Source organism: Pseudomonas sp. ACN5 (assembly GCF_002303975.1).
Classification (GTDB): domain Bacteria; phylum Pseudomonadota; class Gammaproteobacteria; order Pseudomonadales; family Pseudomonadaceae; genus Aquipseudomonas; species Aquipseudomonas laurylsulfatiphila.
In genome coordinates, this window is record NZ_MRCP01000005.1 from 177,469 (window position 1) to 201,065 (window position 23,597).

At 60.9% G+C, this 23,597-nt stretch carries 24 protein-coding genes; 10 read left to right on the top strand and 14 right to left on the bottom strand.

What is annotated here, in order from left to right; all coding sequences use genetic code 11:
- The first annotated feature begins 260 nt into the window (after positions 1–260).
- Positions 261–1,298 carry an FAD:protein FMN transferase gene (locus BSF40_RS11765; RefSeq protein ID WP_172435696.1) on the top strand — a complete coding sequence of 346 codons (1,038 nt, stop codon included), beginning with the start codon at positions 261–263 and terminating at the stop codon, positions 1,296–1,298.
- Between the two features lie 207 nt (positions 1,299–1,505).
- The gene (gene sthA, locus BSF40_RS11770) at positions 1,506–2,900 is read left to right on the top strand and encodes a Si-specific NAD(P)(+) transhydrogenase (protein WP_007972111.1); all 1,395 of its coding nucleotides are present in this window, start codon (positions 1,506–1,508) and stop codon (positions 2,898–2,900) included.
- A gap of 42 nt (positions 2,901–2,942) precedes the next feature.
- On the opposite strand, the gene BSF40_RS11775 is transcribed toward sthA, so the two are convergent.
- Positions 2,943–3,665, bottom strand: a complete 723-nt coding sequence (locus BSF40_RS11775) for a glycerophosphodiester phosphodiesterase (protein ID WP_007972110.1) — start codon at positions 3,663–3,665, stop codon at positions 2,943–2,945.
- Between the two features lie 14 nt (positions 3,666–3,679).
- Positions 3,680–4,261, bottom strand: a complete 582-nt coding sequence (locus BSF40_RS11780) for a PilZ domain-containing protein (RefSeq protein ID WP_095965249.1) — start codon at positions 4,259–4,261, stop codon at positions 3,680–3,682.
- Positions 4,262–4,355: 94 nt separating this feature from the next.
- On the opposite strand from BSF40_RS11780, the gene BSF40_RS11785 reads away from it, so the two are divergent.
- The 3 genes from BSF40_RS11785 to BSF40_RS11795 all read left to right on the top strand — a co-directional run bounded on the left by BSF40_RS11785 (position 4,356) and on the right by BSF40_RS11795 (position 7,605).
- On the top strand, positions 4,356–5,606 hold the full coding sequence (locus tag BSF40_RS11785; RefSeq protein ID WP_095965250.1) for a lipoprotein-releasing ABC transporter permease subunit: 1,251 nt from the start codon (positions 4,356–4,358) through the stop codon (positions 5,604–5,606).
- Positions 5,607–5,613: 7 nt separating this feature from the next.
- Positions 5,614–6,297, top strand: coding sequence for a lipoprotein-releasing ABC transporter ATP-binding protein LolD (lolD, locus tag BSF40_RS11790; protein ID WP_167399534.1), 684 nt, complete (start codon positions 5,614–5,616; stop codon positions 6,295–6,297).
- 63 nt (positions 6,298–6,360) lie between these two features.
- On the top strand, positions 6,361–7,605 hold the full coding sequence (locus BSF40_RS11795; protein ID WP_095965252.1) for a lipoprotein-releasing ABC transporter permease subunit: 1,245 nt from the start codon (positions 6,361–6,363) through the stop codon (positions 7,603–7,605).
- Positions 7,606–7,702: 97 nt separating this feature from the next.
- Here the strand turns inward: BSF40_RS11795 and BSF40_RS11800 are convergent, their stop codons facing one another.
- Positions 7,703–9,052, bottom strand: a complete 1,350-nt coding sequence (locus BSF40_RS11800; RefSeq protein ID WP_095965253.1) for a heavy metal sensor histidine kinase — start codon at positions 9,050–9,052, stop codon at positions 7,703–7,705.
- Entirely contained in the window at positions 9,052–9,732 is a 681-nt protein-coding gene (locus BSF40_RS11805) for a heavy metal response regulator transcription factor (RefSeq protein WP_015095939.1), read from the bottom strand. The genes BSF40_RS11800 and BSF40_RS11805 overlap by 1 nt, the downstream gene beginning before the upstream one ends.
- Before the next feature lie 155 nt (positions 9,733–9,887).
- On the opposite strand from BSF40_RS11805, the gene BSF40_RS11810 reads away from it, so the two are divergent.
- Together BSF40_RS11810 and queF are read left to right on the top strand one after the other, a co-directional pair.
- Positions 9,888–10,406: a plastocyanin/azurin family copper-binding protein gene (locus tag BSF40_RS11810; protein WP_095965254.1), complete on the top strand. Its 519-nt coding sequence runs from the start codon at positions 9,888–9,890 to the stop codon at positions 10,404–10,406.
- Positions 10,407–10,467: 61 nt separating this feature from the next.
- Positions 10,468–11,298, top strand: coding sequence for an NADPH-dependent 7-cyano-7-deazaguanine reductase QueF (gene queF, locus BSF40_RS11815; protein ID WP_095965255.1), 831 nt, complete (start codon positions 10,468–10,470; stop codon positions 11,296–11,298).
- 112 nt (positions 11,299–11,410) lie between these two features.
- Here queF and BSF40_RS11820 read toward each other — a convergent pair whose 3' ends face one another.
- Together BSF40_RS11820 and BSF40_RS11825 are read right to left on the bottom strand one after the other, a co-directional pair.
- A complete protein-coding gene (locus tag BSF40_RS11820) occupies positions 11,411–11,674 on the bottom strand; it encodes a DUF4404 family protein (protein ID WP_008053327.1) in 264 nt (87 codons plus the stop codon).
- A gap of 109 nt (positions 11,675–11,783) precedes the next feature.
- Positions 11,784–12,404: a phosphatase gene (locus tag BSF40_RS11825; protein ID WP_095965256.1), complete on the bottom strand. Its 621-nt coding sequence runs from the start codon at positions 12,402–12,404 to the stop codon at positions 11,784–11,786.
- A gap of 202 nt (positions 12,405–12,606) precedes the next feature.
- Between BSF40_RS11825 and BSF40_RS11830 the strand changes: the two genes are divergently transcribed.
- The 3 genes from BSF40_RS11830 (at position 12,607) to rssC (ending at position 15,355) form a co-directional block, all read left to right on the top strand.
- Positions 12,607–13,296, top strand: a complete 690-nt coding sequence (locus BSF40_RS11830) for a VacJ family lipoprotein (protein WP_095965257.1) — start codon at positions 12,607–12,609, stop codon at positions 13,294–13,296.
- Between the two features lie 395 nt (positions 13,297–13,691).
- Positions 13,692–14,873: a two-component system response regulator RssB gene (gene rssB, locus BSF40_RS11835; protein WP_033048238.1), complete on the top strand. Its 1,182-nt coding sequence runs from the start codon at positions 13,692–13,694 to the stop codon at positions 14,871–14,873.
- On the top strand, positions 14,873–15,355 hold the full coding sequence (rssC, locus tag BSF40_RS11840; RefSeq protein WP_007978612.1) for an anti-sigma factor antagonist RssC: 483 nt from the start codon (positions 14,873–14,875) through the stop codon (positions 15,353–15,355). The genes rssB and rssC overlap by 1 nt, the downstream gene beginning before the upstream one ends.
- A 248-nt stretch (positions 15,356–15,603) precedes the next feature.
- On the opposite strand, the gene tal is transcribed toward rssC, so the two are convergent.
- The 8 genes from tal to BSF40_RS11880 form a co-directional block, all read right to left on the bottom strand.
- Positions 15,604–16,530: a transaldolase gene (gene tal / locus BSF40_RS11845; RefSeq protein WP_095965258.1), complete on the bottom strand. Its 927-nt coding sequence runs from the start codon at positions 16,528–16,530 to the stop codon at positions 15,604–15,606.
- Positions 16,531–16,708: 178 nt separating this feature from the next.
- The gene (gene dusA / locus BSF40_RS11850; protein WP_095965259.1) at positions 16,709–17,704 is read right to left on the bottom strand and encodes a tRNA dihydrouridine(20/20a) synthase DusA; all 996 of its coding nucleotides are present in this window, start codon (positions 17,702–17,704) and stop codon (positions 16,709–16,711) included.
- Between the two features lie 217 nt (positions 17,705–17,921).
- Positions 17,922–18,683, bottom strand: coding sequence for a transporter substrate-binding domain-containing protein (locus BSF40_RS11855; protein WP_095965260.1), 762 nt, complete (start codon positions 18,681–18,683; stop codon positions 17,922–17,924).
- Positions 18,684–18,796: 113 nt separating this feature from the next.
- Positions 18,797–19,720 carry a copper homeostasis membrane protein CopD gene (gene copD / locus BSF40_RS11860; RefSeq protein ID WP_095965261.1) on the bottom strand — a complete coding sequence of 308 codons (924 nt, stop codon included), beginning with the start codon at positions 19,718–19,720 and terminating at the stop codon, positions 18,797–18,799.
- A gap of 3 nt (positions 19,721–19,723) precedes the next feature.
- The gene (copC, locus tag BSF40_RS11865; RefSeq protein ID WP_095965262.1) at positions 19,724–20,107 is read right to left on the bottom strand and encodes a copper homeostasis periplasmic binding protein CopC; all 384 of its coding nucleotides are present in this window, start codon (positions 20,105–20,107) and stop codon (positions 19,724–19,726) included.
- A gap of 52 nt (positions 20,108–20,159) precedes the next feature.
- The gene (locus BSF40_RS11870) at positions 20,160–21,023 is read right to left on the bottom strand and encodes a copper resistance protein B (RefSeq protein WP_095965263.1); all 864 of its coding nucleotides are present in this window, start codon (positions 21,021–21,023) and stop codon (positions 20,160–20,162) included.
- 10 nt (positions 21,024–21,033) lie between these two features.
- The gene (locus tag BSF40_RS11875; protein WP_095965264.1) at positions 21,034–22,725 is read right to left on the bottom strand and encodes a copper resistance system multicopper oxidase; all 1,692 of its coding nucleotides are present in this window, start codon (positions 22,723–22,725) and stop codon (positions 21,034–21,036) included.
- An 80-nt stretch (positions 22,726–22,805) separates the two neighbouring features.
- Entirely contained in the window at positions 22,806–23,531 is a 726-nt protein-coding gene (locus tag BSF40_RS11880; RefSeq protein WP_095965265.1) for a murein L,D-transpeptidase catalytic domain family protein, read from the bottom strand.
- Between the last annotated feature and the right edge of the window lie 66 nt (positions 23,532–23,597).

Genomic DNA, 23,597 nt, shown 5'->3' on the forward strand with positions numbered 1-23,597 from the left:
GGTCGGGGCGTTTTTGTTTGTGGGCTTGTCAGTAGGGATATGTTGCCTGTGCTGGCCTCTTCGCGGGCAAGCCCGCTCCCACAGGGAATGTGGCCGGCCGTGGGATTGGCGGTCACTGAAGATCAAAATTGTGGGAGCGGGCTTGCTCGCGAAAGCGGTGGATCAGTCGACATCTCTGTTGAATGTGCCGGCCTCTTCGCGAGCAAGCCCGCTCCCACAGTTCTATCGCATAATGGCTGGCCCTGGCGGCGTGCCAGGGGATGTATTGGGGAGCTCGGGAATTGTTGATCAGGTGGCAGGGGGTGGCATTTTTGCTGCTCGGCGCACTATCAGGCTGTGGCAACAACGACGCCCTCGAAAGCTTCGGCGGCCCGGCCATGGGCAGCACTTATTCGGTCAAGTACGTACGCCATGCCGGCCTTCCGGCACCTGGCGAAGTCCGTGTCCAGGTCGAGCAAATCCTCGCTGACGTGGACCTGCAAATGTCGACCTACCGCAGCGACTCGGACATCGAGCGCTTCAACGCGTTGCCGGCCAACCACTGTCAGGCAATGCCGGCATCGATCCTCGAGTTGGTCCGCGTGGGCGAGCAACTGTCAGTGCAAAGCGACGGTTCCTACGACCTGACGGTGGAGCCGTTGCTGAACCTCTGGGGGTTTGGCCCGCAGGCACGGGAGGAGAAGGTCCCGGCCGCTGAAGCGCTCGCTGAAGCCCGCCAGCGTGTCGGCCACCAGCACTTGCGCATCGATGGCGACAATTTGTGCAAGGACGCCGCCGTCGAGGTCGATTTCAACAGCATCGCCGCCGGTTATGCGGTGGACACGATTGCTACAAGGCTCGAGGCGATGGGCATCCACGACTACCTCGTGGAGGCGACGGGCGAGCTCAAGGCGGCTGGCAGGAAACCCGACGGTTCGCCATGGCGCATTGCACTGGAAGAGCCGCGGGATGATCGGCAGGTGGCCGAGCGCATCATTGTGGTCGACGGTTATGGCCTTTCCACTTCCGGCGACTACCGGAATTATTTCGAGCAGGGCGGCCAGCGTTTTTCCCACACCTTCGATGCCCGTACCGGTGCGCCGGTCTCACACGCTCTGGCGTCCGTCACGGTGATTCATCCTTCAGCGTTGATGGCCGATGGCTTATCGACGCTGTTGCTGATTCTCGGCCCGGAACGCGGTTGGGATTACGCGGAAAAACACGGTATCGGCGCATTTTTTGTGATTCGTGCCGATACAGGTTTCGTCACACGCAGCAGTCACGCTTTTGAGCGCCTCAGTGGCAAGAAAACCGAGTGATTGTGGCGATTTGAGCATTGAAAACTGGCGTTGTAGTGCAGGCAAAAGTAGCCTACGACGCGACCAAGGGTTAATGTGCCCGGCGTTGACGCTTCTATAGACTGTGTCCGGGTTCTGCACTGGCCCCAAATTGTTCCTTCATGCCACAGATTGGCGTGATTTAGCCGCGGGTGCCGAGGGTGCCGCGGCCTGTTCTGAGGAGTACGCATGGCTGTCTACAACTACGACGTGGTGGTGTTGGGTTCCGGCCCGGCGGGGGAAGGCGCGGCAATGAACGCCGCCAAGGCAGGGCGCAAGGTGGCGATGGTCGATAGCCGTCGCCAGGTCGGCGGCAACTGCACTCACTTGGGCACCATCCCCTCCAAGGCACTGCGTCACTCGGTGCGGCAGATCATGCAGTTCAACACCAACCCGATGTTCCGGGCCATTGGTGAGCCGCGCTGGTTCTCGTTCCCGGACGTGTTGAAAAGCGCCGAGAAAGTCATCTCCAAGCAAGTCGCTTCGCGTACCGGCTACTACGCCCGCAACCGCGTCGACGTGTTCTTCGGCACCGGCAGTTTCGCCGACGAGCAAACCATCGAAGTGGTCTGCGCCAATGGCGTGGTCGAGAAACTGGTGGCCAAGCACATCATCATCGCCACCGGTTCGCGTCCGTATCGCCCGGCGGACATCGATTTCCACCACCCGCGTATCTACGATAGCGACACCATTCTTAGCCTCGGCCACACCCCGCGCAAACTCATCGTTTACGGCGCAGGCGTGATCGGTTGCGAATATGCCTCGATCTTCAGTGGCCTGGGTGTGCTGGTCGAACTGGTGGACAACCGTGGTCAGTTGCTGAGCTTCCTGGACTCGGAAATTTCCCAGGCCCTGAGCTATCACTTCAGCAACAACAACATCACCGTTCGCCACAACGAAGAGTATGACCGCGTCGAAGGCGTGGACAATGGCGTGATCCTGCACCTCAAGTCCGGCAAGAAGATCAAGGCCGATGCCTTGCTCTGGTGCAACGGCCGTACCGGCAACACCGATCAGTTGGGTCTGGAAAACATCGGCGTGAAGGTCAACAGCCGTGGCCAGATCGAAGTCGACGAGGCTTATCGCACCTGCGTGCCGAACATCTATGGCGCCGGTGACGTGATCGGCTGGCCGAGCCTGGCCAGTGCCGCCCACGACCAGGGTCGTTCGGCCGCTGGCAGCATTGTCGACAACGGCAGCTGGCGTTTCGTGAATGACGTGCCGACCGGCATCTACACCATTCCGGAGATCAGCTCGATCGGCAAGAACGAACAGGAGCTGACCCAGGCCAAGGTGCCGTACGAAGTCGGCAAGGCGTTCTTCAAGAGCATGGCGCGGGCGCAGATTGCCGGCGAGCCGCAAGGCATGTTGAAGATCCTGTTCCACCGTGAAACCCTGGAAGTGCTGGGCGTTCACTGCTTCGGTTATCAGGCGTCGGAGATCGTGCACATCGGTCAGGCGATCATGAACCAGCCGGGCGAACAGAACACCCTGAAGTATTTCGTCAACACCACGTTCAACTACCCGACCATGGCCGAAGCCTATCGGGTCGCGGCGTACGACGGCCTCAACCGGCTTTTTTGAGCGGCTCCGGCCGGTGGCCTGAGCCGGCCGGGGAGACCGATTTCAGCAATTCTCGAGCGTGGCGGTGGCCAAACCGGGAAAGTCTGTAATCAGGCTGTCAACGCCGAAGTCGGCGAGTCTGCGCATCAGCGCAGGCTCGTTGACGGTCCACACCGACACATGCAACCCCTGACGCTGCGCCTTTTGCAGGCGTTCCGGCGTACACAGGGTCCAGTTCAGCGCCAGAATCTCACAGCCATAACTGGCCGCGACCTTCAGCGGGTCGAGCCAGGCGTACTCGGCCACCAGCCCGCGGGACACGTCCGGCACCAGCTCCAATGCTGCCTTGAGCACTTCACGGGAGCTCGAGGTGATGGTCACCTTGTCCATCAGGCCATGACGCTGGACCATTTCGCGAATCGCCAGCACGGTGGTCGCGGCACGCATCCGTGATGCGCTCTTGACTTCCAGCTGCCAGTGATCGAAGTCGCACTTCTCGAACAGTTCTTCCAGCGTCGGAATCGGGCACGGCTTGATCCAGCCCGGGCCACCCTTGCGCGCGTCATAGGTCACAAGCTCTGCCGCCGTGTGTTCGACGACCTTGCCGCGACGGTCCGTGGTGCGTTTGAGGGTCGGGTCGTGGATGACCATCAACTCGCCGTCCCTGGACAGGTGCAGGTCCAGTTCGCAGCGACGCACGCCGTGCTTGAGACATTCCTGAAAGCTGGTCAGGGTATTTTCCGGTGCTTCGCCCTTGGCGCCGCGATGGCCGTAGATGAGGGTCACGGTTCTTCCTTAAATTAATTGCCTGATTCGAGTTGTTCGCGGGCCAGGCGTCGTTCCTGGGCCTGCTTCTGCAAGATGTGGCGGGCCAACAGTTGGCGCTGGGCGTCGGTCAGGTGTTCGAACTCGGTGCCAACGTCATAGCCATCGCCCTTGCGGTCGCAATGGGTGACGCGGGCGCGCAGCAGCAGGCCCAGGGCTTGCGGCATCAGCACCAGCTTGACCGACAGGTGTGCGCCGGCGGCGATGGGCGATGGGTGCTGAAAGTCGATGCCGCCTTCGGAGATGATCACCGGCTGCGGTTCGCCGATCTGCCCGAGCACGGTGATGGCGATCACCTGGCTCAGCAGATCGATGCGTTTGTTCTGGGATTTCAAGAATGCCGCAATGTTGCGGTCGCGCTCATTGATCTGGCGCAACAGGTGCTGCGACTCGAATTCACTGAGGTGCAGTTCGCTGAGCAAGTTGAAGAGTGGAGAAGCATCCTGCAACACTTCCTGGCCTGCGGCTTCAGAAGCGGACAGGGGCCGAATTTCCAGTGCGATCGTATCCTCGATACGGTAGTATTCGCGGCGATCTTCTTCATCTAATGTCGACATGGCGAACCCATGGTAGCGGCGGTGGTCTGAGTGTAAAGCTGGTTATCGACCCCCGCCACAAGGACGTTCCTTTTCCCTCCGAACAAGCCCCGACATGTTCAGACCTCTCTTCGTATTTATCGGCACGCGTTACACCCGTGCAAAGCGTCGCAATCATTTTGTGTCATTCATTTCCCTGACTTCGATGATCGGGCTCGCCCTTGGCGTGGTCGTGATGATCGTGGTGCTGTCGGTGATGAACGGCTTCGATCATGAGATGCGCACCCGCGTGCTGGGCATGGTGCCCCACGCGACCATCGAGTCCGGCGAAGCAATCAGCGATTGGCAAAGCCTGGCCGCCAAAGTCAGGCAGAACCCGCAAGTGACGGCCGTGGCGCCGTTTACGCAAATGCAGGGGTTGCTGACCAATAACGGCAAGGTCTCGAAGGTCCTGCTCAATGCCATCGACCCGGCGCAAGAGCGCCAGGTGTCGATCATCGATCACTTCATGACCCAGGGCAAACTCGACGATTTGGTGCCGGGTGAGTTCGGCATCGTTATCGGCGACAAGGCCGCGGCCAAGCTCGGTGCGGTCATCGGCGACAAGCTGACCTTCGTCGCGCCGGAGGTCACCGTGACCCCGGCCGGGATGTTCCCGCGCATGAAGCGCTTTACCGTGGTCGGCATTTTCCATGTCGGCGCCGGTGAGCTCGATGGCTACCTCGGCGTCACCAACCTGCAGGACCTGGCCCGGCTGCATCGCTGGAAACCGGATCAGGTCCAGGGCCTGCGCCTGAAGTTCGACGACCTGTTCCAGGCGCCGCGCACTGCGTGGAGCATCGCCCGCGATCTTGGTGAAGACCGTTTCTACGCCCGCGACTGGACCCGCACCCACGGCAACCTGTATCAGGCCATCCGCATGGAAAAAGCCATGATCGGCCTGTTGCTGCTGCTGATCGTTGCCGTCGCGGCATTCAACATCATTTCCACGCTGGTGATGGTGGTGAACGACAAGAAGGGTGACATCGCGATCCTGCGCACACTGGGCGCCACGCCGGGCACGATCATGCGCACCTTCATGGTGCAGGGCACGGTGATCGGCGTGGTCGGTACCGCGATCGGCGCCGTGGTCGGGATCTTCGCTGCGCTGAATGTCAGTGCCGCGATCTCGGCCCTCGAAGGCCTGATCGGCCACAAATTCCTCAACGCCGACGTGTACTTCATCGATTACCTGCCGTCGCAAGTGCAGAGCCAGGACGTTGTCATGGTCTGCGCCGCCGCGTTGATCCTGAGTTTCCTCGCCACCCTGTATCCAGCCTGGCGTGCCGCGCGCACCCAGCCTGCGGAGGCGCTACGTTATGAGTGAGTCGGGCATGAGTGATAAAGCAATCTTGAGCTGCCGCAACCTGGGCAAATCCTACGAGGAAGGTCCGGAGTCGGTAGAGGTCCTGGCCGGGCTGCAACTGGAAATGCATCCGGGCGAGCGTGTGGCGATTGTCGGCAAGTCGGGCTCGGGCAAAAGCACCTTGCTCAACCTGTTGGGCGGCCTCGATACGCCGACCAAGGGCAGCGTCTGGCTCGATGGCGAAGAACTGTCGGCGCTGAGCGAGAAGAAACGCGGCCTGCTGCGTAACCGGGCCCTGGGCTTCGTGTACCAGTTCCACCACCTGCTGCCGGAATTCACCGCGCTGGAAAACGTCTGCATGCCGCTGCTGATCGGCAAGACCGCGATCCCGCAAGCGCGCCAGCGTGCCACGGCGCTGCTGGAGCGGGTAGGGCTGGGCCACCGGCTGGAACACAAGCCGGCCGAATTGTCCGGTGGTGAGCGTCAGCGCGTGGCCATCGCCCGCGCCCTGGTCAACACACCGGGCCTGGTGATGCTCGACGAGCCGACCGGCAACCTCGACGCCCACACCGCCCAGGGCATTCAGGACTTGATGCTGGAACTCAGCACCTCGATGCGCACGGCGTTCCTGGTGGTGACCCACGACATGAACCTGGCCCGCCAGATGGACCGAGTCCTGCACCTGCAGGAAGGTTGCCTCACGCCCATCTGATTGGCTGCAACCCGATGCCCGGAAAGGCATCGGGTCTTTAATATTTATACGGTGCCCCAGCGAATGTTCAGACCGTTATCGATCTTTATCGGCACGCGCTATACCCGCGCCAAGCGTCGTAATCGCTTTGTTTCCTTCATCTCGATGACCTCGATGATCGGCCTCGCCCTGGGCGTGCTCGCCATGATCGTGGTGTTGTCGGTGATGAACGGCTTCCAGCGCGAAATGAGCTCGCGCATCCTCGGCATGGTGCCGCATGCCACCATCGTCGGCGTCAACCCGATTGACGACTGGAAGCCCGTGGCGGCCGCTGCGATGAAAAACCCGGAAGTGACGGCAGCGGTGCCGTTCACCGAAATGGAAGGCATGCTGTCCTACAAGGGCACGATGCAACCCATCCAGGTCAGCGGTGTCGACCCGGCGCTGGAAGGCCAGGTGTCGATCGTCGCCAAGCACATCGTCCAGGGCAGTCTCGAGGCCCTGAAGCCGGGCGAATTCGGCGTGGTGATCGGCGAGATCACGGCCCGGCGCTTCCGTTTGAACGTCGGCGACAGGATCACCCTCATCGTGCCGGAAGTCAGCAATGCGCCGGGCGGCATTACCCCGCGCATGCAACGGTTGAATGTGGTCGGCGTGTTCAAGGTCGGTGCCGAGCTGGATGGCACCATGGCCCTGATCCACATGGCCGACGCCGCGCAGATGCAGCACTGGGAGCCGGATCAGGTGCAGAGCGTGCGCCTGGCGGTGAAGGACCTGTACGCCGCACCGCAAGTGTCGAGCGACATCGCCACGGGGCTGGGTGCCGCCTACAAGGCTGACGACTGGACCCACACCCAGGGCAGCCTGTTCAGTGCGATGAAGATGGAAAAAACCATGATCGGCCTGCTGTTGCTGATGATCGTCGCAGTGGCGGCGTTCAACATCATCGCGACCCTGATCATGGTGGTGAACGACAAGGGCGCGGACATCGCGATCCTGCGCACCATCGGAGCCACGCCGCGACAGATCATGGCGATCTTCATGGTGCAGGGCACGGTGATCGGTATTGTCGGTACCCTGATTGGCGGTGTGCTGGGCGTGATTGCCGCGCTGAACGTCAGCCAGATCGTGGGCTGGATCGAGCGGGTCAGCGGGCAGCACATCTTCAGTTCCGACGTGTATTTCGTCAGCAACCTGCCGTCCGAGCTGCAAGGCGGGGATGTCGTGTTGATCTGCTCTGCAGGTTTTGTCTTGAGCTTCCTCGCCACCGTTTACCCGGCGTGGCGTGCGGCGAAAATCGAACCGGCTCACGCGTTGCGGTATTCGTAAGCCGTTACACCGCTTTCGCGAGCAAGCCCGCTCCCACATTGGAATGCGTTCCCCTGTGGGAGCGGGCTTGCTCGCGAAGAGGCCGCAACTGCCGGCCTCAATCCCCCTTTGGCAACTCGATCATAAACCGCGTCCATCCATTCTCCGATTCGCAACGAATCTGCCCGCCATGGGCGCGAATGATCGACTGCGTAATCGCCAACCCCAACCCCGCATGTTCACTGCTGCCTTCGCGACGTGCAGGATCGGCCCGATAAAACCGGTCAAACAGGCGCGGCAATAGATCTTCGGAAATCTGTTGGCCCGTATTTTCAACGCTCAGGCACAATGCTTTCGGCTGTTCGACAATCCGCACCCGGACCTCGCCCTCAACCGGTGTAAACCGCAACGCATTGTCCAGCAAATTGGAAAGCGCCCGACGCAACATGCTGCGATCACCTTCCATGCGCGCATTACCGTCACGGCTCAACTTCACCCGGGCATCCTCTGCCAGCGGCGCAAAAAACTCCAGCAGCAGATCCGCTTCGTGTCCCAGCTCCAAGGGCTCGCGCTTGGGCATCAACAGGCCATGGTCAGCCTTGGCCAGATACAGCATGTCGTTGACCAGTTGCGCCATCCACTGCAGTTCTTCGAGGTTACTGTGCAGGGCTTCGCGGTAGTCCTCGATGGGGCGGGGGCGGGTGAGGGTGACCTGGGTGTGGGTCAGCAGGTTCGACAATGGGGTGCGCAGTTCATGGGCAATGTCGGCAGAGAACGCGGACAGGCGCTGAAAAGAGTCGTCGAGGCGTCCGAGCATGGCATTGAAGTTGTGGGCCATTTCCGCCAGTTCCGGTGGCATGTTTTCTTCAGGCAACCGCATGTTCAGCGATTGCGCGGAAACCCCGCTGGCGACCGCACTGATGCGCCGCAACGGGCGCAAGCCGCTGCGCGCCGCCCATGCCCCCAGCAGGGCGGTGGCCAGGGCTGACAGGCCGACGGTCAGCCAGATCAGATGCTGCATGCGTTGCAGAAAGTGCTGGTGGTGGGTGATGTCCAGCATCAGGGTCAGTTGCGGTGAATCGGGTTTGTTCGCATCGAGCGGCGCATTCAGCACGCGGTAATCCATGCCTTCGTGGCTCACCGTCGACAATCCGGGCTGGCGCGGCAATAGCAGCGGAAGGTTTGCCGAGCTGTCATACCAGCGCTGACCGTCGCTGCCGGTGATGCGCAGTGACAGATCAGCCTGTCGGCTCAGTTCCTCCGTCAGCTTCACTTCGCTGTCACTCGATTGAAAGTCGTGCAGGGCCCGACGCAGGCCCGTCAGCTTGGCGCTCAGCAATTGCTGGTCGAGCTCAACAAAGTGCGCCTCACTGGCGCGGCTGAACAGCACGCCGGCGAACAGCGATACCACGGCGGTGCAGGCGGCAAACAACAGCGCCAGGCGGCTGCTCAAGGAGAGACGGCGCATCAGGCGGGGCGCTCCTCAAGCACGTAACCCATGCCGCGCACGGTGTGGATCAGCTTGTTGGGGAATTCATCGTCGATCTTCAGGCGCAGTCGGCGGATCGCCACCTCAATGACATTGGTGTCGCTGTCGAAATTCATGTCCCAGACCTGGGACGCAATCAGCGACTTGGGCAGGACTTCGCCCTGACGGCGCAGGAGCATTTCCAGCAGGGCGAATTCCTTGGCGGTCAGGTCGATCCGCTGGCCGCTGCGTTCGACCCGGCGACGGATCAGGTCCAGGCGCAAATCGGCCAGTTGCAGGCTGGTCTCCTGAGGCGTGGCGCTCCCGCGACGCAACAGGCTGCGGACCCGGGCCAGCAGTTCGGAGAACGCAAACGGCTTGACCAGATAGTCGTCGGCGCCCAGTTCGAGGCCGTGAACCCTGTCTTCCACGGCGTCGCGCGCTGTCAGAAAAAGTACCGGCGTGTCCAGGCCGGCGCCGCGCACGGCTTGCAGAATCTGCCAGCCATCGCGACCGGGCAGCATCACATCGAGAATCAGCAGGGCATACTCGCCGCTGAGGGCCAGTTGCTGGCCGGTGCTGCCGTCGGCCACCAGTTCCGTGTTGAACCCGGCCTCGGCCAGACCCTGACGCAGGTAGTGACCGGTTTTCGGTTGGTCTTCGACAATCAGCAGTTTCATGGGCGACTCATGGCAAATGGAACGAACGCTTTATACCGTGGGCAGCGTTCATACAGGTCAACCTGACAAAGTTGTAATCTGGCTGTCAGGTTACGGGCAGTGGCAGCAGTTTAGAGTTTTCCTCATGCCGAGCCTTATCTTGTTGGAGTATGACGATGTTTTTACGCAAATCCCTGGCGCAAATCCTGTGTTTGCTGGCGCTGAGCTCACCGGTGTGGGCGGACGGCGGGCATGCCTACGATTTCGGCCAGCCGGCCCCGGCGGCCAAGGCGACCCGCAGTGTCGAAGTGGTCATGGGGGACATGTCCTTCGCGCCGAAGGCCATCGACATCAAGGCCGGAGAAACCGTGCGCTTCGTGCTGGTCAATAAAGGCCGGTTGCTGCATGAGTTCAACCTGGGGGATGCGGCGATGCACGCCAGGCACCAGCAGGAAATGTTGCAGATGCAACAGAGCGGCATGAAAGCCATGGACCACGGCAACATGGCCGGCATGGATCACGGCAAAATGGATCACGGCATGAAGCATGACGACCCCAACAGCGTGCTGGTGGAGCCGGGCAAGACCGCCGAGCTGACCTGGACCTTCAGCAAGGCCACCAGCCTTGAGTTTGCCTGCAACATCCCCGGTCATTATCAGGCCGGCATGGTCGGCAAACTGACTGTCAGTCAGTAAGCACTCAAAGGCGGGAGCAAAGGCTGATAGAATCCGCTGATTCTTCAGTCAGGTTTCCGCCATGCATCCCGCAGCCGAACACTCGCCGCTGGGCAAGTCCAGCGAATACATCGCCACCTACACGCCGTCCTTGCTGTTCCCGATCCCGCGCACCGCGAAGTGGGCGGAGCTGGGCCTGACGGCTGAAACCCTGCCGTATAAAGGCGTGGACTTCTGGAACTGCTTCGAACTGTCCTGGCTGCTGCCTTCGGGCAAGCCGGTGGTGGCGATCGGCGAATTCAGCATTCCGGCGGATTCGCCGAACATCATCGAGTCGAAATCGTTCAAGCTCTACCTCAACTCCCTGAACCAGACGCCGTTTGTCGACACCGCGAGCCTTGAGGCGACGCTGGCCAAGGACTTGTCGGCGGCTGCCGGCAAGCCGGTGGGGGTGCGCATTCGCAGTCTCAAGGATGTCGAGCGCGAAGGCGTCGTGGCCTTGCCGGGCGTGTGCATCGACGAACTGGATATCAGCGTCAGCAACTACGAGCATCCACGGCCGGAACTGCTGCGTTGCGATGATTCGCGCATCGTCGAGGAGAGCGTGCACAGCCATTTGCTCAAGTCCAACTGCCCGGTCACCAGCCAGCCGGACTGGGGCAGCGTGGCGGTGGAGTACCGTGGCGCGGCGCTGGATCACGCGAGTCTGCTCGAGTACATCGTCAGCTTCCGTCAGCATTCGGACTTCCATGAGCAGTGCGTGGAGCGGATCTTCCTCGACCTGCAGCAGTTGTTGAAACCGGAGAAACTGACGGTGTACGCGCGTTATGTGCGTCGTGGCGGGCTGGATATCAACCCGTATCGCAGCACTGAAGCGGTGCAGTTGCCGAACCATCGCCTGGTCCGCCAGTAACGAAACCCTGTAGGAGCGAGCTTGCTCGCGATGGTGTATCAGTCGACGCCAGGGTAGCTGACACTCCATCGCGAGCAAGCTCGCTCCTACAGAGGCAGAGGCATTGTCGGGTTCAGATTCCCATGTTGGCCAAGGCCTGCCCGATGTTGCGCAGGGTGCCGGCAAGGGTCGGGTGTTCGAGCTCGAAGCGTTCCACGGCCAGGTTGACGCCGTCGGCAAGGCTGGAGTCCTGGGTTTTGGTTTCCAGCTCAAGCTTCAATTCGATCTGCTGCATGAGTTCGTGCAGTTCGGCGCGCTCTGCTTCAGACAATGGAGGATTCTGTTCCAATTGCTCGCGCAGGGCATTGAGCTGTTCTTGCAGTTCGCGGGCAGGCATGGCGTTCTTCCTTCTCTCGATTGGCACTGGCATAGACCGCAGCGGTCCGCCAAAGGTCTATGGCTGACCTTTAGATTAATCCACTCCCGCCTAACCTGCATGATCTCGATCAGGGCTTTTCGCCTTTGAACCGGCGCAACTGGATGTCTGCCAGGCAGGTGTCGAGTTCACCGAGGTGATCGATCACCGAATGCACGCCCAGGCCGAACAGTTGCATCGTGGCCTTGCCGCGCTTGATGTCGCGCTCCTGCTGGGTCAACGCTTGCCATTGCCGGGGCGCCAACCCGCACAGCGAACCGCAGGACGCCAGGCCGATGGTCCACAGCCCGGCATTAAGCCCCGCTTGCAGCAGGCGCGGTTCACCACTCACCAGTACACAGCCGTCGAGTCGGTCAACGTTCAGGTTCATCAAGGCTTGCCAGCAGGCATCCGGGGCGGGCCACGGGCTAATTGTTGCGGGATGTTGCGATGGTTTGATCCATTCCGGCAGCGCAGCGGCCAGGGACTGGCTGAGGTCCGGGGGCAGTTCATCAAGCCAGGCACAGGGGATTTGCTGGCGCTGCAAACTGAGCAGGCTGTCCAGTGCGCCAGGTGTGGACTCTGCGTGCTCGGCCGAGTGACTGCCGTGGCGATGGGTGTGCGCGCCGAAATCCACAAGGCAGCCACTGAGGCCGAACAGGACGGCGGTCAGGCGGGGTGCGGTTTGGGGCAAGGCTTCGGCGAGCGGCATATGGACGTCCCTGAAATAGCTTGAAGGCTAGCGGGCGACGGTGACAGTTGAGTGACATGGATGTGAATCGCTCACAGTTGGCACGATTCCTCCGGCGCGGGATGAGTGCAAAGTGCCTTAAACGGCGTTTACGTCTTATACTTGCCCACTTATTGCCCGGGCCAGGCGCCCGAGCCGGTACAAACCAAGGAGTTTTTTTTCTATGCGCTGGAGCAATCATCTAGCCAGGATTTGTGTATGCGCCAGTGTGATACTGGTTCCGTTCGTTGCCCAGGCAGCCTCGGAAGATGATCCTTGGGAAAGCGTCAACCGCCCGATCTACAAGTTCAACGACGTGATCGACACCTATGCGCTGAAGCCATTGGCCCAGGGCTACCAGTACATAACGCCGCAGTTTGTCGAGGACGGCGTTCACAACTTTTTCCGGAACATCGGCGATGTGCGCAACCTCGCCAACGATATCCTGCAGGCCAAGCCTCATGCCGCGGGCGTTGATACCGCACGCATCATTTTCAACACCACCTTCGGCTTGCTGGGCGTGATTGATGTCGGCACCAAAATGGGCCTGCAGCGCAATGACGAAGATTTTGGCCAGACGCTGGGTTACTGGGGTGTCGGCAGCGGCCCTTATCTGATGCTGCCACTGCTGGGCCCAAGCACCTTGCGCGATGCACCGTCCAAGTACGTCGACAGCTACACGGGCGCCTATCGCTATGTAGACGACGTTCCTGTGCGTAACTCGTTCCGCGCCCTGGACATCATCGATACGCGTGCCAACCTGCTGTCGAGCGAGAAGCTGATCACTGGCGACAAGTACACCTTCATCCGTAATGCGTACTTGCAGAACCGGGAATTCAAGGTGAAAGACGGTCAGGTCGAAGACGATTTCTGATCTCGACCGGTAAACTGAAAAAAAAGGCGGCCATCAATCAAGGTCGCCTTTTTTGTTTGCGAAGACCCGCATGCGGGTAAATCGGGCTTTTTACTGTAGTCCCGACCGGTTTGACTCGCGGGTTCGAACCTTCCATTGGGTTACGGATTTCACTGTTCTTATAACTCTCGGTGATTTGACAAACAAAGACGTCAAGCGACCATCGGCGTGAGCTTGAAACGCCCCGCGGATGGGAGTACCGTCTGCGCCTTAGAAGGGCACCTCTGGTGTACACGTGTGTAGGGCAAATGCCCGAAAGCGGTGCGACAGAGAGGCTAGAAAGCGAATCCAGTAGTGAGTGCCGGGTCAAGTTCCCCGCCTGCTACGCCAACCTAATTCTGGCGCCGTTTGCCCACATGCCAAAAACCAGTGCCACGCTGCTGATAATCGATGATGACGAAGTAGTGCGCGCGAGCCTCGCCGCCTATTTGGAAGACAGTGGTTTCAGCGTCTTGCAGGCCAGCAATGGCCAGCAGGGTCTTCAGGTATTCGAGCAAGACAAGCCCGACTTGGTCATCTGCGATCTGCGCATGCCGCAGATGGGCGGACTCGAACTCATCCGTCAGGTCACCGAGCTGTCGCCGCAAACACCAGTGATCGTGGTGTCGGGTGCCGGCGTGATGAACGACGCGGTCGAGGCCCTGCGCCTGGGCGCGGCGGACTACCTGATCAAGCCTCTCGAAGATCTGGCGGTGCTCGAGCACTCTGTGCGCCGGGCCCTGGATCGCGCGCGCCTGCTGCTGGAAAACCAGCGCTACCGCGAGAAGCTGGAGAAGGCCAACCGCGAGCTCGAAGCCAGCCTGAACCTGCTCCAGGAAGACCAGAATGCCGGTCGCCAGGTGCAGATGAACATGCTGCCGGTCAGCCCATGGACCATCAACGAGTTCAAATTTGCTCACCAGATCATCCCGTCGCTGTACCTGTCGGGTGATTTCGTCGACTACTTTCGCGTCGACGAGCGTCGGGTAGCGTTTTACCTGGCGGACGTTTCCGGGCATGGCGCCTCTTCAGCCTTCGTCACCGTGCTGTTGAAGTTCATGACCACGCGCCTGCTGTTCGAGTCCAAGCGCAGCGGCACCTTGCCGGAATTCAAGCCTTCAGAGGTTCTTGGTCATATCAACCGGGGCCTGATCAGTTGTAAGCTGGGCAAACACGTCACAATGGTCGGTGGAGTCATCGACGAGGAGACCGGTTTGTTGACCTATAGCATCGGCGGTCATTTGCCGTTGCCGGTGTTGTACACGCCAGACAGTGTTCGTTATCTGGAAGGGCGTGGTCTGCCGGTGGGCCTCTTCAACGAAGCCACCTATGAAGATCACGTGCTGGAATTGCCACCGACGTTCAGCCTGACGCTGATGTCTGATGGCATTCTGGACCTTTTGCCAGAACCCACACTCAAAGAAAAAGAAGCGGCATTGCCCCAAAGGGTCAAGGCGGCGGGCGGCACCCTGGATGGGCTGCGGCAGGTTTTTGGATTGGCCACGCTAGGGGAGATGCCGGATGATATCGCCCTGTTGGTGTTGAGCAGGAATCTTTGATGAGTACCGGTAGAATCCAGTTCGCCGAGCAGGACGGCACCTTCGTCCTGAAGTTCGTCGGTGAAGTTCGCCTGACCCTGTGTTCGGCGTTGGATGCGACTATTGAGCGGATCTTCAGCGCATTGAATTTCAACGCGATCGTGATCGATCTGACCGAAACCCGCAGTATCGACAGCACCACGCTTGGCCTGCTGGCCAAGCTGTCGATCCTGTCGCGGCAGAAAGTCGGCCTGCTGCCGACCGTCGTCACCACCCACGAAGACATCACGCGACTGTTGCAGTCCATGGGCTTCGAGCAGGTCTTCAACATCGTCGACAAGCCGGTGCCCTGCCCGGAATGCCTGGATGACCTGCCAGACCAGGATCAGTCCGAAGAAGTGGTGCGGATCAAGGTGCTCGAAGCGCACAAGATCCTCATGGGCCTGAACGACACCAATCGTGAAGCCTTCCATGACCTGGTGAATGCGCTGGAGCGGCACTGATTTCCTGTAAATCTTGAGAACACTGCTGACCTGTGGCGAGGGAGCTTGCTCCCGCTCGACTGCGCAGCAGTCGTAAAACCTTCGATTGTTGTGTGCCTGATGCTACTCGGTTGTAGCCTTTGGGGCCGCTTCGCAGCCCAGCGGGAGCAAGCTCCCTCGCCACACATCATCATCTGCCACAAAGTAACGCACCATAAAAAAGGGCGAGCCCGTAAGGGGCCGCCCTTTTTGCATGACCCCCGCTCAGATCACAGCTTGGCCTGCAACAACGCCTCAAGCTTCTCCTGATCCCGTGCGAACTGACGAATACCTTCAGCCAGCTTCTCGGTCGCCATCGCATCTTCGTTGGACAACCAGCGGAACTGCGATTCGTTGAGGCTCAGGCGCGCTTCACCGGCATGGCCAGGCGTGAGCTTGCGTTCCAGCTTGCCGGTGTCCGCTGCCAGCTTGTCGATCAGGTCCGGGCTGATGGTCAGTCGGTCGCAGCCGGCCAGTTGTTCGATCTGGCCCAGATTGCGGAAGCTCGCCCCCATGACCACGGTCTTGTAGTCGTTGGCCTTGTAGTAGTTGTAGATGCGCGTCACCGACTGCACGCCCGGATCATCCGCGCCGGTGTAATCGTTGCCGTTGGCTTTCTTGTACCAGTCGTAGATACGGCCCACGAACGGCGAAATCAGGAACACCCCGGCATCGGCACAGGCGGCGGCCTGGGCGAAGGAGAACAGCAGGGTCAGGTTGGTCTGGATGCCTTCCTTTTCCAGGATCTCGGCGGCGCGGATGCCTTCCCAGGTGGAGGCGATCTTGATCAGTACGCGGTCGCGGCCAATGCCGGCCTTGTCGTACAGCTCGATCAGGCGATGGGCGCGCTTGAGCATGGCATCGGTATCGAACGAGAGGCGCGCATCCACTTCGGTGGAAATGCGGCCCGGGATCACTTTCAGTATTTCCTGACCCACGGCCACGCCGAAACGGTCGCTGGCCAGGCCCACATCGCCCTTGCAGTCGTTGACGCTGGCGTTCAGCAGCTCGGCATACGCAGGAATGGCCGCGGCCTTGAGCAGCAGGGAAGGGTTGGTGGTGGCGTCCACCGGTTTAACGCGAGCGATCGCTTCGAAGTCGCCGGTGTCGGCAACCACGGTGGTCATTTGTTTGAGTTGTTCCAGCTTGGAAGTCATGGGCGTGCTCTGTCCTATGGGTCTGATGACATTACCCGAGCGCTGACAGCCACTCAAGGGCGTGTACGTGTATAGACGGCCCCTGCGGCAACAACCTGAAAACAATTGTTTGAAGGGCGGGGCGTGGTATCGATGAATACGATGCCCAAACGCCCCACAGGTTCAACGAAACCGACCGTTAACGCCCTTCGAGCAACGCCGCCGACTGATCCAGCAGCGCCAACGGATCTTTCGCCTTGTGAATATCCACCGACAACAGCTGCCGGAACTTGCGCGCCCCCGGAAACCCGGTGCCCAGGCCCAGCACATGCCGGGTGATGTGGTGCATCGAACCACCGGCATCGATATGCGCCGCTATATAGGGCCGCAGCTGCGCCAGCGCCTCGGCGCGGCTGATCACCGGCGCCGTACTGCCGAACAGCTGCTGATCCACCTCGGCCATCACATAAGGGTTGTGATACGCCTCGCGGCCCAGCATCACGCCGTCGAACGTCTGCAAATGCTCGTGGCAGGCCTCCAGCGTCTTGATCCCGCCGTTGAGAATGATCTCCAGCTCCGGAAAGTCCGCCTTCAACCGCGCCGCCACGTCATAACGCAGGGGCGGAATGTCACGGTTCTCCTTCGGCGACAACCCCTCCAGAATCGCAATCCGCGCGTGCACGGTAAAACTGGTGCACCCGGCATCCCGCACCGTGCCGACGAAATCACACAGCTCCTCGTAACTGTCCCGGCCATTGATCCCGATACGATGCTTGACCGTCACCGGAATCGACACCGCATCACGCATCGCCTTCACACAATCGGCCACCAACTGCGGATGCCCCATCAGGCACGCGCCGATCATATTGTTCTGCACCCGATCGCTCGGACAGCCGACATTCAGGTTCACCTCGTCGTAACCATGCTCCTGCGCCATGCGCGCGCACGCCGCCAGGTCCAGCGGCACACTGCCGCCAAGCTGCAGGGCCAGCGGATGCTCGGCCTCGTTGTGCCGCAGGAAACGCTCGTGATCGCCGTTGAGCAGGGCACCGGTGGTGACCATTTCGGTGTAGAGCAGGGCGTTTTTCGACATCAGGCGCAGGAAGAAGCGGCAGTGGCGGTCAGTCCAATCCATCATGGGTGCGACGGAGAAACGGCGGGAGAGCGGGGCGGGTGAAGCGTTGGCTGCGGACATTGGGAATCTGGAATCGGTGAGGCTGGGAGGTGGGGGAGTTTATCAGGAATGGGATGACGAGGCTCAGGAGTCCGAATACCGGAAACCAGGCTTGTTTAATTCAGCACGAAAATGTCGGATGTTTCCCTTGTCAACGCGTGGCCTGCTACCGGTGCGAGAGCAGTTTCAAGTGTGTAACGAGATTTAATAAGCCATGACCAGGCACCTTGGCACGCCGTTATTTGCCCTCAGGCACCGCCAGCCACTGCCGTCGAATTTTCTGATAAATGCCCATTGCCTTGGCCAGGTGCAGCCACTGATCGACGTACAGCTTCCAGGTAATGTCGTCACGGGGCAGCAGGTAGGCTTTTTCGCCGTATTGCAGGTAGTGCGTCGGGTTGACGGCGCACAGGCCCGGTTTGAGCTTCTGCTGGTACAGCGCCTCCGACGCATCGGTGATCATCACGTCAGCCTTTTTATCCAGCAGTTCCTGGAAGATGCTCAGGTTATCGCGCAGCTGCAATTGCGCCTGGGGCAGGTAGGCGTGGACGAACGCTTCGTTGGTGCCGCCGGCGGGTTCGACCAGGCGAACCGAGGGTCGGTTGATCTGTTCGACAGTCTGGTACAGCGCCTGGTCTTCGCAACGCACCAGCGGGATTTTGCCGTCGACGTCCAGGATGTTGCTGAAGAAGGCTTTTTTCTGCCGTTCCAGGGTGACCGAGATGCCGCCCATGGCGATGTCGCACTTGCCGGCGAGCATGTCGGGCATCAGGGTTTTCCAGGTGGTGGGCACCCACTCGACCTTGACGCCCAGGCTGTCGGCCAGGGCGTGGGCCATGGCGATGTCGATGCCGGAATACGCGCCGTCCTCGGCTTTAAGGGTGTAGGGCTTGTAGTCGCCGGTGGTACAAACGCGCAGTTGTCCCCGTTGCATGACGCTGTCCAGATGCGAAGGTTCTGCCTGGGCGCCAAGGGAGAGTGTGAGCAAGCCGCCGAGCATCATTGCTCTATTGATTTTCGTCATTGTTATCGGGCTTTTGTGCTGGAGTGGTTTTGAAAGGGGAGTGTAGTGAAACTTTCACCGGTGTGAAAAATCAACGCCCTGAAGATGGCTCATTCCACTTCCGGGCTCAACGTCCCCAGCCACGCCACCAACCCCACAATCAAAACCGCCGCGGCCATTTCCACCACAACACTGCGCCGCAGTGCATGGGCTGCCTCGCGATACTGGCCCTCCCGCAACGACCGCTCCAGCAAGGGGCCAAGATGAAAGCGGTTCAGCGCCGCCAAAGCCAGCATCCCGGCAAACAGCAGCACTTTGATCGCCAGCAGAATTCCGTAATGGCTGAGTAAAACCTCATCGAGTTTCGGCCCGACGATGAACAGGTAGTTCACCACGCCCGTCACGGTGATGATCACGACGACCAGCGCACCGACAAGTTCGAATCGCCTGACGGCGTGAACCAACAACCGTATGTGTGCTTCGGTTTGCACGGCCCGGGGTTGCGCCATCAAGGCAAACGCCAGCAATGCGCCGAGCCAGGCGCCCGCTACCAGCAGGTGCAGGATGTCTGTCGTGAAGTGCCAGTAACGACGGCTGCCTTCGTCCATGGCGCCATGCCCGCTCCAGGCCAGGCTGGCGAGGGCGATGCCGCCGGCAGTGCTGGCGATCACCAGGCTGAGGCCGGGGGCGCGTGGGTTGAGCATCACCGCCAGGCCTGCGACCGCCAGCGCAATCATCCGCACGGCACAGGCCATCCCGACGTCTGTCTCGAACAGCATCATCTCGAGGTGAGGACGTAGCTCGGCAACGTCTGACTCGCCGCTCATGGCGCGGACCATCAGCACCATGCCGGCGATGGACAGCAGCGCACCGACCCCGGCAGTTCCCGTCAGCAATCGACAAAAGGGCAGCACCGTCCCGGATCGCCGTTCCTGTCCTTTAAAGCTGTAGAGCCCGAACAGCGCCACGCCAAACAACAGCATCAAATCCACATACAACACAAACCGCAGAACGACGTTGGCCGAGTCGCTCATTGATCATTTCACTTTGAACGTGACGCTGCCGGTGATCGGGTGGGTGTCCGAGGACACCGCGCGCCATTCGATCTTGTAGGTGCCGGCAACCAGAGGGGCTGTCGGGGTGATGAGCATGGTTTTCGGATCACTGCCGCCGCTGACCCTGGCCTTGACCGGCATCGGGGCGTGGGCCATGCCGGCCATTTCGGTCATCAGCAGTTTCGCGCCGGAAAACTGGGTGACGAGGTTTTCTGAGAAGTGCAGTTCGATCTTGTCGGGCGGCGCACCTTCTGCGCCTTCCACTGGGGTGGAGGCGAGCAGTTTGGGGTGCGCTTGAGCGAGGGTGCTCATGAGCAGAGCGCTGAGTAACGCGATAACGACGGCGGTGGGTTTGATGATGCGCATGCAAGGTCCTTTACCGCTCGAAGCGGTTGTTGCTGGTTTTGGGTGAGTCTGTTCAGAACCACATCCGAACACCGAGCACGAGGCGGGCTTCGCTGCGGTCCTCGCCTTCGTCGTTGGCGTAGTCGGCGGTGTTGCCGTAGGTGCGGTTCCAGGTCACGCCGAGGTAAGGCGCGAATTCCCGGCGGATTTCGTAGCGCAGGCGCAGGCCGGCTTCGGTGTTGGACAGCCCCGCGCCGATGCCCCGTTGCGGATCGTTTTTGCCGTAGGCGTTGAGTTCGACGGTCGGCTGCAGGATCAGCCGGTTGGTCAGCAGGATGTCGTAGTCGCCCTCCAGCCGCACGGCGCTCTGGCCGCCTTCGCCGATGAAGGCCGTGGCTTGGGCCTCGAAGTTGTACAGCGCCATGCCTTGCACGCCGAAGGCGGCCCAGGTTTGCGGGGCGCCGGGTTTGAAGTCCTGGCGCACGCCGCTGACCACGTCCCACCACGGGGATATGGCGTGGCCCCACAGGGCCTGGATTTCCGCATCCTCGGTCACGCCGTTGGTGCGCTCGCCTTCGGAGCGCAGCCACAGGCGATCGATATCGCCGCCGACCCAGCCGGACAAATCCCAGGCCAGGGTGCTGCCGTCATCGGCGTCCTGCCATTCCAGTTTGTCGGCGAGGAAAAACGAATTGAGTGTGTTGTCGTGCACATGGTGGCCGGCGGGATCGACATACACCGCCGCGCGATCGGCATCGGTCAGCACCGGGATCGGCGTACGGCTTTCGCTGGGGGCGGCGGGCTGCATCTGGCCGTCGTCCATGCTTTGCATCTGACTGTGGTCCATCTGGCTGTGATCCATGCCTTGCATGTCGTCGCTGGCGGCCATCGCTGTCGAGGTCACGAGTGCGAGAAAAACCGGGGTGAATCGAGTCATGGGGTGCGCCTCATTCTTCCACGTGAACTTCACGGAACATGCCCATTTCCATGTGGTACAGGAGATGGCAGTGATAGGCCCAGCGGCCGAGTGCGTCGGCAGTGACCCGATAGCTGCGCCGGGAGCCCGGTGGCATGTCGATGGTGTGCTTGCGCACCATGAACTCGCCGTTCTCGTCTTCGAGGTCGCTCCACATGCCGTGCAGGTGGATGGGGTGCATCATCATCGTGTCGTTGACCAGCACGATCCGTAGCCGTTCGCCGTACTTGAGGCGCAGGGGCTCTGCATCAGAGAACTTCACACCGTTGAACGACCAGGCGAATTTTTCCATGTGCCCGGTCAGGTGCAGCTCAAGGGTGCGACCAGGCTCGCGGCCGTCCGGGTCTTCGAAGGTGCTGCGCAGGTCGGAGTAGGTGAGCACGCGGCGCCCGTTGTTGCGCAGGCCCATGCCGGGGTCGTCGAGTTTCGGTGAGGTGGACATGGCTTGCATGTCCACCAGCGGGTTGTCGGTTTCCGAGGCGGGATGGGACTGCATGCCGGGCATGTTGCTGTGATCCATGCCCGCCATGCTGCCGTGGTCCATGCCGGCCATGCCCATGTCATCCATGGTCACCAGGGGGCGTGGGTCCAGTGCCGGCAGCGGCGCTACCCGTCCCGCTTTCACCGCCAGGGTGCCGCGTGCGTAGCCAGTGCGATCCATCGCCTGGGCGAACAGGGTGTAGGCCGCTTCGGTCGGTTCGACGATTACGTCGAAGGTTTCCGCCACGGCAATGCGAAACTCGTCGACGGTCACCGGTTTGACATGGAGGCCATCGGCGGCGACCACGGTCATTTTCAGGCCGGGGATGCGCACGTCGAAGTAACTCATGGCCGAGCCGTTGATGAAGCGCAGCCGCAGCTTTTCCCCCGGGCGGAACACCCCGGTCCAGTTCATGTCCGGCGCCTGGCCGTTCAACAGGTAGGTGTAAGTGGCGCCGCCGACGTCCGCGAGGTCAGTGGGGTTCATCTTCATCTCGGCCCACATCTTGCGGTCGGCGACGGTCGACCCCCAGCCTTTTTCGCTGACGTCGTGGATGAAGTCGCCCACGGTGCGCTTGTTGAAGTTGTAGTAATCGGACTGTTTTTTCAGCGTCTTCATCAGGTCGACCGGGTCTTCGTCGGTCCAGTCGCTGAGCATCACCACGTAGTCGCGGTCGTACTGGAACGGCTCCGGGTCCTTGGCGTCGATCACCAGCGGGCCGTAGACGCCGGACTGTTCCTGAAACCCCGAATGGCTGTGATACCAGTAGGTGCCGTTCTGCCGCACGGTGAACTGGTAGACGTACACACCGCCCGGCTCGATGCCCTTGAAACTCAGGCCCGGCACGCCGTCCATGTTGGCCGGCAGCAAGATGCCGTGCCAGTGAATGGAGGTGCTGTCCTTGAGTCTGTTGCGTACCCGCAGCGTCACCGTATCGCCTTCACGCCAACGCAGCAGCGGGCCGGGAATGCCACCGTTGATGGTCAGTGCAGTGCGCGGGGTGCCGCTGAAGTTGACCGGGGATTCGCCGATGAACAGGTCGAAATCATTGCCGGCCAACACCTGCGGTTCGCCGGGACTGCTGATCGCCCAGACCGGCGTGCGCCATAACCCGAGGCCGCCGAAGAGCCCGCCGATGGCCAGCCCTTTGACGAAGGTGCGTCTTGAAGTGTGGGAGTGCATGCCGTGTGTTCCGCTCGTCAGCCTGTTGAACTTGTCGATGAGGCTAGCAGGCGGTGCCTTTCAGCAGGCTGAGGCGAAGATTACAGTTTTGACAGGTTGGACGTCGCTTTCTGGCTTGAAGTGGACTTTTCCCTTGAGGCCACGGTGTCGCCGCAGTTGATGTAGGAGGACGACTTCAACCAGCGCTGGTCCGGGTAGTAGGAAAACAACAACTGGCCGTCCTTCATCGAATCAATCAGCCGATGGGCAATTGCCGGTCTGACAGCCGGGCAACCCAGGCTGCGGCCGATGCGGCCATTGGCGCGGGCCAGCACCGGACTGACGTAGGGAGCGCCGTGAATGACGATGGCCCGGTCAAAGGCGTTGTCGTTGAAACCGGGCTCCAGGCCTTCCATGCGCAGCGAGTATCCGTTCTGGCCGAGATAGCTTTGCCGGGTGCGGAACAGGCCGAGGCTGGTGGCGTGGCTTTCGTTGCGGTTGGAGAACAGCGTGGCCATGTTTTCGCCGCTGTTGCGGCCATGGGCGACCAGTTCGTGAAACAGCAACTTGCGCCGTTTAAGGTCGAAGACCCACAGGCGTTGTTCAGTCGAAGGCAGGGAGTAATCGATCACCGCCAGTCTTTGGGCCGGGGCGACGCCTTGGGCACGGCTGCATTGGGTGGCGCGAACGGCCAGGGCAATCACTTTGGCGTCGGCACCTGGTGCTGCTTTGACCAGCGCGTTTTCAAGCGAATCGGCGTAGGCTGACGTTACTGAAAGGCACGTCAGTAAAATGGCAAATAAAAGGCCAAAGCGGTTTAGCGCCATAGTCGGGTCTCATCATGATAATTTCGAGTCTAGCAGCGAGCGCAAAGCTGGCGCCGTTGAATCAGG